The sequence below is a fragment of the Aminobacter sp. P4_H6_2 genome (genome assembly GCF_056400805.1).
The window spans coordinates 1-2,234 of the sequence record NZ_JBFUKO010000784.1 but is presented as its reverse complement, the minus strand read 5'-3'; the positions used below and the strand labels follow the sequence as shown (position 1 = coordinate 2,234).

At 59.8% G+C, this 2,234-nt stretch carries 3 protein-coding genes and 1 pseudogene; all 4 read left to right on the top strand.

From position 1 onward, the window contains the following. Nucleotides 1-245 (top strand): annotated as a pseudogene (locus AC1DUU_RS30075) (amino acid ABC transporter permease); the annotation flags it as partial. Then, complete coding sequence (locus tag AC1DUU_RS30070) at nt 235-894, top strand: amino acid ABC transporter permease (RefSeq protein WP_476786971.1); 660 nt, start codon at nt 235-237, stop codon at nt 892-894. The pseudogene AC1DUU_RS30075 and the gene AC1DUU_RS30070, both read left to right, overlap by 11 nt. Before the next feature lie 70 nt (nt 895-964). Continuing rightward, nucleotides 965-1,714, top strand: coding sequence for an amino acid ABC transporter ATP-binding protein (locus AC1DUU_RS30065; RefSeq protein ID WP_476786970.1), 750 nt, complete (start codon nt 965-967; stop codon nt 1,712-1,714). Nucleotides 1,715-1,745: 31 nt separating this feature from the next. After that, on the top strand, nt 1,746-2,234 hold a 489-nt coding region (locus AC1DUU_RS30060), incomplete at its 3' end, for a M14 family metallopeptidase (protein ID WP_476786969.1).

Below are 2,234 nucleotides of genomic sequence, written 5' to 3'. Positions count from 1 at the left end.
CGATGAGCCCGACCTTCATCAACCAGCTGATCCAACTGGTGAAGGCGACATCGCTGGTCTCGCTGGTCACGCTGACCGACATGACCTTCCGCGCCAAGGAGATCTCCCAGATCGAATACGACCCGGTGCCGATCTACACCTCACTGCTGCTTGCCTATTTTATCGTCTGCTATCCGGTCGCGCTGTTCGGGCGCTGGGCCGAACGGCGCATCAACCCGGYCAGGGAGGCGCATCGTGGCGTTTGATGTCGGCTTTGCGCTGTCGACGGTGCCCACTATCTTGAGTGCCATCGGCATGACGCTGCTGGTGGCGGCCTTCAGCTGCGTTGGTGCCTCGGCGATCGGGTTCGGCTTTGAACTGATCCGCCGCTCGGGCGGCTTGGCGGGCCTCTTCGTAGGCTTCGTGATCGACTTCATCCGGGCAACGCCGGTGCTGGTCTGGCTCTACTGCCTGTATTTCATATTGCCGTTTTACGGCATTCGCCTTGGTGCGCTTGCCGTCGGCATCATCGGGCTCAGCCTCTATTACAGCGGTTATCTCGCAGAGGTGTTCAAGGCTGGCATCGATGCCATCCCCAATGGTCAGGCCGAAGCCGCAATGGCCCTGGGACTCGGCAGGATGGATGAGACCATCTTTGTCATGGCCCCACAGATGCTGCGCAACATCGCGGCCCCGATGGGCAACTATTTCGTCTCGATCCTCAAGGCGACGCCTTATCTGGCAGTGCTGGCAGTGCCCGAGATGCTGGGGCGCGCCTTCGACATCGCATCCGACACCTACCGCTATGCCGAGCCGCTGACGGTCGCTGGCCTCATCTTCCTTGGTCTCGCACTCATCATCTCGCAAGYGATCAAAAGGCTTGAGATCCGCCTGCTTGGGCCAACAGCCAGGTAGGCCGGCGGGCGGTCACGTCTTCGCAAAATCAAACCCTTAGCTTGCACACCTCAAGGGACTAGAGAGAACCATGACCCAGACCGACGACAAGCTCGCCGTCCAGATAACCTCGCTCAACAAATGGTATGGCACCTTCCATGTGTTGAAGGAGGTCGACCTCACCATCCAAAGTGGGTCTCGCGTCGTGATCTGCGGACCGTCGGGTTCAGGCAAATCAACCCTGATCCGTTGTCTGAATGGGCTCGAAGCCTACCAGCAGGGCACCGTGACCCTGGGCACGATCCGGCTGGGCGACAACGCCAGGGAGACAATACTCGCCCGTCGACAGACCGGAATGGTGTTCCAGAGCTTCAATCTGTTTCCGCATCTGACTGTTTTGTCGAACTGCACCTTGGCCCTGCGCCGCGTGCTTCGCATGCCACGCAACGAAGCCGAAAGCCTGGCGCGGCATTTTCTCGAAAAGGTCCGTATTCCCGAACAGGCAAACAAATACCCCGCACAACTGTCAGGCGGACAGCAGCAACGCGTGGCCATCGCCCGTGCACTGTGCATGAACCCGCGCCTGATGCTGTTTGACGAGCCAACCTCGGCACTCGATCCCGAGATGGTCAAGGAGGTGCTCGATGTCATGACCGGGCTCGCCCGCGAGGGCATGACGATGATCTGCGTCACCCATGAGATGGGTTTTGCCCGTGAGGTTGCCGACCAGGTCGTGTTCATGGATCAGGGCAGCATTGTCGAACAAGCCTCGCCGGTGGCTTTCTTTTCGACACCCAATCATCCCCGCGCCCGGTCCTTCCTCAACACGCTGTTGCATTGACGAGGGTGGATTGACGAGGAGGGAGGGATCAGTGGCAAACGACACACGTATCTGGACCGACATCGATTTTGACAGGGACGGCAAGCAGATCGCTTGCCTGCGGCTGCCGTTTTCGAGTGACCGCTCCGCCTACGGCACCATTCCGATCCCCATTGTCTGCATCAAGAATGGCAACGGGCCGACAGCCCTGCTTGTCGCCGGCAATCATGGTGACGAGTATGAGGGCCAGGTTGCGCTCAGCAAGCTCGCCCGCCAGCTCGACACAAGCGAACTTTGCGGCCGCATCATCATCGTGCCGGCATTAAACTATCCCGCGGTGGATGCAGGCAGGCGAGTGTCGCCGCTTGATCAGGGCAATCTCAACCGGCTGTTTCCCGGCGATGCCAATGGCTCGCCGACCCAGATGATCGCCCACTATGTCTCAGAGGTGCTTTTACCCCTCGCCGACATCGTCATCGACCTGCATTCCGGCGGCACGTCGCTGTTTTATCTGCCCTGCTGCCTGATCCGTACTCCGTAC